Genomic DNA, 6,295 nt, shown 5'->3' on the forward strand with positions numbered 1-6,295 from the left:
AGTTCTGGGAGCATCTCCAAAAATAATGTTTAAATAGTTGTCAAACGATTTAGTAATCAACTTCTGCAGTTCGTTCATCAATCTGGATGAGCAGGGGAAGCATGGCAGTGAACTGACGGGTAAAATCCCTTATTTCTGCGAGGTGGAGTCCTGTTCGGCACCCGTACTGTTGCCTTCACGAAATGAACGCGGCAGTGGGACGGTGCAGCAGACAGATCATCTCCAGTTGTGTTTAAAGTTGGGCCTTATGAATAAACATCTCCATTTCCACCCCGGCGACTCCGACTTAGCCCCGGCTATTCTGGTTCTGGTGAGCAGCGCCATTGCCGTCATCGTCAGCCTCTACTCGCTCAACTCAGGTTTATACTTCATTTTCCAGAACTTTTTCTATCTCCCGATTGTCCTTGCATGCTTTTTTTATGCCAGAAGAGGCTTTGTGTTCTCGGTTGCAATCTCATGCCTCTACGTCGTTCTGATCTTTTCCTATACCCGGGAGCTGGAGCACATCTCCGGGGCGTTTATGCGGTTTATTCTCTTCATATTCATAGCAGCCGTCATCTCCACCCTATCGGCCAGTCAACAGCGTACAAAAGAGGCACTTGCCGCATCCGAACAAAACCTGAATCACATCATCAACTTTCTTCCGGATGCCACATTCGCCGTGGACCTAGAGGGTCGGATCGTTGTCTGGAACCATGCGATGGAGAGACTGACCGGTATCGGACACGGCGAGGTCGTAGGCAAGGGTAATTACGAACACGCGTATTGCCTCTTCGGCAAGCGTTTTCCTCTCCTGATCGACGCCATACTCAAGAACAATCAGGAACTGCTCAGGGAGAAGTATCCAAACGTCCGGAACATCGATGGGGTATTGTCCGGGGATATCGAGGTTGACAATCTTTACGGGAGGAGGGTGGTTCTCTGGGCGATTGCGACTCCCCTTCGCAATCACCAGGGTGAGGTCGTTGGGGCCATCGAGTCTGCGCGCGACGTGACGCAGGCATACGACACCCGGGCTCAACTGGAGCAGGCAAACACATCTCTTACCTTGGTCAATACCAAGCTTCAGCTCATCAGCAAGTTAACACAGCACGACCTGCTGAACACAATCCAGGTTCTTTCGGGTTACGTTGAAATAGTCAGGCAGGCGGCACCCGGAACCCAGCCTTTGACGGAGTATGTCGGTGAGATTAATGCTCTCACCCACACCTTATGCGAACAGGTGGAGTTCGCCAGGGATTACCAGAACATCGGGATCAAGGAACCGGTCTGGCAGAACCTTCAGGATATGATCGCCAGGGGGTTGGCCACCGTCACCCCGGCCGGGGTGACGATCACTACGGTAATCGACCCCGTGGAGGTCTATGCCGATCCCCTCCTTGAGCGAGTGATTTATAACCTTGCGATGAACGCCGTCAATCATGGAAAACAAACGACACGTATCGCATTCTCAACGCAGAAGAAGGGTTCCGGTATGGTGATCGTCTGCGAAGATGACGGTGTCGGGGTTCCCGAACATCTCAAGGAGGCAATCTTTAAGCGAGAATACTACAAAAACAACGGGTATGGGCTTTTCCTTGCGCGCGTGGTACTCTCCATCACCAATCTCACCATCAGGGAGACGGGCACTCCGGGGAAAGGTGCCCGTTTCGAGATTCTCGTTCCGGAAGGATCGTACAGGCGTGCCGGGGATGGTGTGGCGTCACCGGGGCAACAGTCCGGCATGAATTAGTGTAAATACGCTGTTTTTCCCGGCAATGTTCTTCTATTGAAGGATTTCTTCACGCCGTGCAGCATTCACCCTGCTGTGCCTGATCTGTCTACAGCAAACCCTGCCATTGCTGTTTTGATACGCTAAATGTACTTGAAACGAAGAAAGTGTAAAAAAGCGCCATTTTGTTTCATCAATGAATGCATACGTATATATAATATTTCATGATAAACTAATGTCAAGTCGGGTTCCTTTACGGGATTGCAGGCATTCGGGAACGGATTAAAGGGTGGGCATCGATATGACGAAAGAGATACTGGTTGTTGATGACGACGAAAAAATTCTTCGAATCTTCAATCTGCTGATAAAATCGTTTGGGTACTCTCCGATCTTAGTAAACGATCCTGTAAAGGGCCTTGAGATGCTCCGGGACAATCCTCCCGCACTGATCCTCCTCGACCTCATGATGTCCCCGATGAGCGGCTTGGAATTTCTGGAGGAGCGGAGAAAAGTTCCTGGAGCGTCAAATGTCCCGGTTGTGATCCTCTCGGCATTAAGGTTGAATAACGAGGAGTTTGCGCCTTATGCGGACAGTGTCGCCGAAGTTATCGTCAAACCTGTCGAACCGGCACAGTTGAAAGAGATCATCGCACGCTACACCTGATGGCGGATTTGTACCGTTAGGGAGGAACGGGACAACATCTGGATAGTTTTCTCCCCGGAGATGCATTATGAAACTTTTTCGCGCTGATGTTGCTGATATTGCCAGTTTTATCTCAAAGAGAGACATCAACGGCCTGATAGCCGCACTTAAAGACAATGAAAAAGATATCCGGTGGATGGCAGCCGGAGGCCTCGGGGAACTGCTGGCCGGCGAGGCAGTCGAGCCTCTCATTGATCTGCTGTCCGATCGTGATCCGGACGTCCGGTGGAAGGCTGCAGAGTCCCTTGGCTCTATCGGCGATCCCCGCGCAACGGAAGCGCTCATTCATCTCCTGGGCGATCCCGACGAGACCGCACGACTCCAGGCACTCTGGGCTCTCGGGAAGATTCGCGACCGAAGGGCGACGAGACCCATCGTCCTGTGCCTCTCGGATGGCGACCAGGAGATCAAAACCGCGGCAATCTGGGCGCTGGGGAGCTTGGTGACCGCGGTGCGGTTGCAGCACTACGAGAGAGACTGCTCGACCGGCGCCCGGGAATCAGAGCCAAAGCCGCGGAGTCCCTGGAAGCGTGCAGGTGGAAACCCGGCGACCCAAGAGAAAAAGGAGTTTTTGCGTTTGCCAAAAGAGATTGGAAGGAGGTTTCGCGCTACAGCAGGCAACTGATCGACGTTCTGATCTGGGCGCTCGGCGACGAATATTTCGACGTCCGGATGCATGCGGCACGACTTCTCGGTGAAGCGAGGAGCCGGTACGCTGTCGAGCATCTCCAGAAGGCCCTCGACGATCCTGTGGAAGTCGTCGGCTACGAGGCTGCCGCTGCCCTGGCCGAGATAGGGGACGCCAGATCGGTTCGCGCGCTGGTTCACGCTCTCGAGTGCAATTTTCTGGGCACCCGCAAAGTAGCAGCGGGGGCGCTGGAGCGGCTGAACTGGAAACCCAGGACAATTTACCAACAGATCCTGTTTTTGAGCGCAAAGGACGACTGGATTGGCCTGGTGCGGCTTAAGATGCACGGTGTTGCCCCCCTTGCCCGGGAACTGCAGGAGCGGCAGGCTGCAGAGAGAGATGACATAACAAAGGCTCTCAAAATAATCGGCAGTCTTGCAACTGAACCGCTGATCAGGCTGCTGCAGAACCCGGATCCGGATATCAGATGGAGAACGGCCTCGCTACTCGGTCACGGCCGCGATAGACGGGCGGTCGAACCGCTCATTGCAGCGCTTGAAGATGCGGACGAGCGCGTTGCGAGTGCCGCCGCGCTTGCGCTCGGAGAGATCGGAGACACGGGCGCTGTGGATGCTCTAGTCAGGGCATTCGGGGCGGGAGACGTAGAACTTCGCAAATGCTCGATAACAGCGCTGGGGCGGCTACAATCGGAACGCTCCATTGCGGCCGTTCTTGCTGCGGCCGATGACGAACATCCCGAGGTTCGCCTGAGTGCAATTCAGGCGATGGGCCATCTCAAGGATGCCCGATTTCTATCAGTGTTGCCCTCATTCTTCGCCAATCCTGAACCTGAAGTCCGGATGCAGGCGGTACGGGCGCTCCGCCCGTATCCCCGAGCCAAGACGACCGACCTCTTCATCCAGGCGTTAAGCGATCCTGACGCTCGAATACGAAGGGAGGCTTCCAAGGTGCTTGGCAGACGGAGGGCGAGGGCAGCGGTTCAGCCGCTTATCGCGCGTTTCGAAGACCAGGATACGGAAGTGCGGCTTTCGGCGGCAAAGGCGCTCGATGCGATAGGCTGGAAACCAGCAAACGCGAAAGAACAGTTGGCTTACCTCATTGCGAAAGAAGATTGGAAGGAGATACGGCGCCTCGGACTGATCAAAAGCCCGGTTTCGAAGACACAGGATCCTAAACCCCTGCTGATCCCGGAGGATGTGCACGACGGAAAACCGGGTGCCGCCGACCAAAAAGAGGCTAAGCCCGATGAGAACACAGAGGGTGATACCGGCCCCAGAGCACGGAACGCGCCCCGGGCAGCGGATGACGTGGTGCCGGGCCTTGACTATTATATCAAGGCGCTGGCCGATCCCGATGCGGATCCGATACTACGACTCAAGGCCGCTGAAACACTGGGCAAACTCGGGGACACCCGGGGCGTTCGGCCGCTGATGAACGCGCTGGTCGATCCGGACCCGGAGATCCAGTGGCGTGCAGCGCTGTCTCTGGGAATGCTCGGCGACTTGCGTGCCTCCAGTGCCCTGATCGTCGCACTTGATGACCCGGTGTTCGAGGTGAAACGGCGTGCTGCCGAGTCGATTGCGACTCTCAGGCCTGCCAGCGCAGTCCGTCCGCTCTGCGACCTGACGAGCAGCCCCGATCCCGGAACACGTACTCTTGCCATTGCAACTCTTGCTGAATTTGAAGATGATGAAGCCGTCCGTGCATTGCTCCTTGCGCTTGAGGATGCTGAACCGGATGTAGCGTCAGCTGCCCTGTCATCCTTACTGAAACTGGTCGATTACTGGAGGTCGCGCGTGGCCGTTCTCCTCAAAGACGACGACCCGGTTATCCGGCGTAACACCATCAACACCTTAAAACTCCTTCTTGGCGAGGAGAAGGCAATCTCTCATCTCGCCCCGCTCCTTCGTTTCGGCAGCTTCTCCATCCGGCGGGAAGTGCTTTCAGCGCTTGAAATGAGCGGGTGGGAGCCGCACCACCCTGAGGAGCGCGCAACAGCGCTGCTGGTGCACAAGAGATGGGATGAGGTTGCTGCACTCGGCAAAGAGGCCACAGGCACCCTCATCGATGCGCTCTTCGACACAGATAAGGAGATCCAGGATGGAGCGGTCACGATCCTCGAGCAGATCGGGGACGGTGAGACGGTCCAATCGATCAGGGCTTTGCTCAGGCGGGGGGGCGACCTTCCGGTAAAAAGAGTCTATGCAGCGATGAAAGTTATCAGCCTCATCAATAAGAAGGAAGACCGGGCCACTGCACCGGAGGAGAGGGACAACGATCCCCCTCCTGTATCGTAATCACCTGTCGGCAGGAGTGTCTACCGCAGGAACCCTGCATGCGTCATCGGGTTCATGGGGGCGCCTGGGGATCCGGATGGTGAACGTACTTCCCTGGTGCAAAGCGCTGTCGACTGAGATGGTTCCCCCCACTATCTCGATATCCCTCTCTGCAATGGTAAGCCCGAGTCCGAGGCGTCCGCACGACCTAGAGAGGTTGTTTCGATCACCAATATAAAACGGCTGGAATAGGTTCTTCAGAGTTTCTTCATCCATGCCGGGGCCGTTATCGGATACAGAGACGATGTGGGCTTTTGAGTCCTCGTCATACCTGAGGGTGACATGGCGCGGGGGGTCTGAATACTTCACCGCATTGACACAGATCTCGTACAATGCTTCGTAGAGATACTTCCAATCGGTCTCGATCGTCGTGTCCGGAGGTATATCGATGGAATATGTCGTGCCATCTCCGGTATTGCATGCCCGAACGACGTCCATGGCAAGTCTTTCGAGCGATACAACCCCCTGGCAGGGATGTACTGGTTTTCGCCCGGCGTCAGCGAAGCTCACGACGAGGGTCCTGTTTACGATATCGGCCATCCGGTTTGCGCACTCAAGGATGGCATTCAAAAATTGCACACCCTCCTCATTCAATCCGAACCGGTCGGGGCTTTCGATCATGAGGTAGAGGTAGCCTAAAATGGGCTGGAGGGGTGTCCTGAGTTCGTGTGCTGCGACCGAGAGGAAATTGGTTCTCAGTTCAACTTCGCTCTCCAGGACAGTTGCTGCGGATCTCTCCTCGGGGACATCAGTTGTTACACCGGGCTTCTTTACTTGATCGTCGTATGGCATGCGCTTGGGAGTACCTGTAAGTGTTCGTTTCAACTACTTTTCTTTCGAAGGAGCAGCGCATTCAAGGGATGCGCCCGGGTATGGATAGTCTCAACCCATATTCC

5 protein-coding genes are annotated in these 6,295 nt (G+C 55.2%); 4 read left to right on the plus strand and 1 reads right to left on the minus strand.

What is annotated here, in order from left to right; all coding sequences use genetic code 11:
• The first annotated feature begins 247 nt into the window (after nucleotides 1-247).
• The 4 genes from EI28_RS13180 to EI28_RS07945 all read left to right on the plus strand — a co-directional run bounded on the left by EI28_RS13180 (nucleotide 248) and on the right by EI28_RS07945 (nucleotide 5,360).
• Nucleotides 248-1,732 (plus strand): ATP-binding protein, encoded by a 1,485-nt coding sequence (locus EI28_RS13180; RefSeq protein ID WP_155937310.1) that lies wholly within the window; start codon nucleotides 248-250, stop codon nucleotides 1,730-1,732.
• Between the two features lie 280 nt (nucleotides 1,733-2,012).
• Complete coding sequence (locus EI28_RS07935) at nucleotides 2,013-2,375, plus strand: response regulator (protein WP_052379703.1); 363 nt, start codon at nucleotides 2,013-2,015, stop codon at nucleotides 2,373-2,375.
• A 67-nt stretch (nucleotides 2,376-2,442) separates the two neighbouring features.
• Nucleotides 2,443-3,039: a HEAT repeat domain-containing protein gene (locus tag EI28_RS14825; protein ID WP_052379704.1), complete on the plus strand. Its 597-nt coding sequence runs from the start codon at nucleotides 2,443-2,445 to the stop codon at nucleotides 3,037-3,039.
• Nucleotides 3,040-3,050: 11 nt separating this feature from the next.
• The gene (locus EI28_RS07945; protein ID WP_255342090.1) at nucleotides 3,051-5,360 is read left to right on the plus strand and encodes a HEAT repeat domain-containing protein; all 2,310 of its coding nucleotides are present in this window, start codon (nucleotides 3,051-3,053) and stop codon (nucleotides 5,358-5,360) included.
• Here EI28_RS07945 and EI28_RS07950 read toward each other — a convergent pair whose 3' ends face one another.
• Nucleotides 5,361-6,191 carry a sensor histidine kinase KdpD gene (locus EI28_RS07950; protein WP_048114089.1) on the minus strand — a complete coding sequence of 277 codons (831 nt, stop codon included), beginning with the start codon at nucleotides 6,189-6,191 and terminating at the stop codon, nucleotides 5,361-5,363. It abuts the gene before it with no gap.
• Nucleotides 6,192-6,295 lie beyond the last annotated feature (104 nt).

Source organism: Methanoculleus sp. MH98A (assembly GCF_000691865.1).
GTDB lineage: Archaea > Halobacteriota > Methanomicrobia > Methanomicrobiales > Methanoculleaceae > Methanoculleus.

Bases quoted from the DNA above. Each gene is read 5' to 3' on its own strand.
- EI28_RS13180 (WP_155937310.1), top strand. From the start codon at position 248: ATGAATAAACATCTCCATTTCCACCCCGGCGACTCCGACTTAGCCCCG.
- EI28_RS07935 (WP_052379703.1), top strand. From the start codon at position 2,013: ATGACGAAAGAGATACTGGTTGTTGATGACGACGAAAAAATTCTTCGA.
- EI28_RS14825 (WP_052379704.1), top strand. From the start codon at position 2,443: ATGAAACTTTTTCGCGCTGATGTTGCTGATATTGCCAGTTTTATCTCA.
- EI28_RS07950 (WP_048114089.1), bottom strand. From the start codon at position 6,191: ATGCCATACGACGATCAAGTAAAGAAGCCCGGTGTAACAACTGATGTC.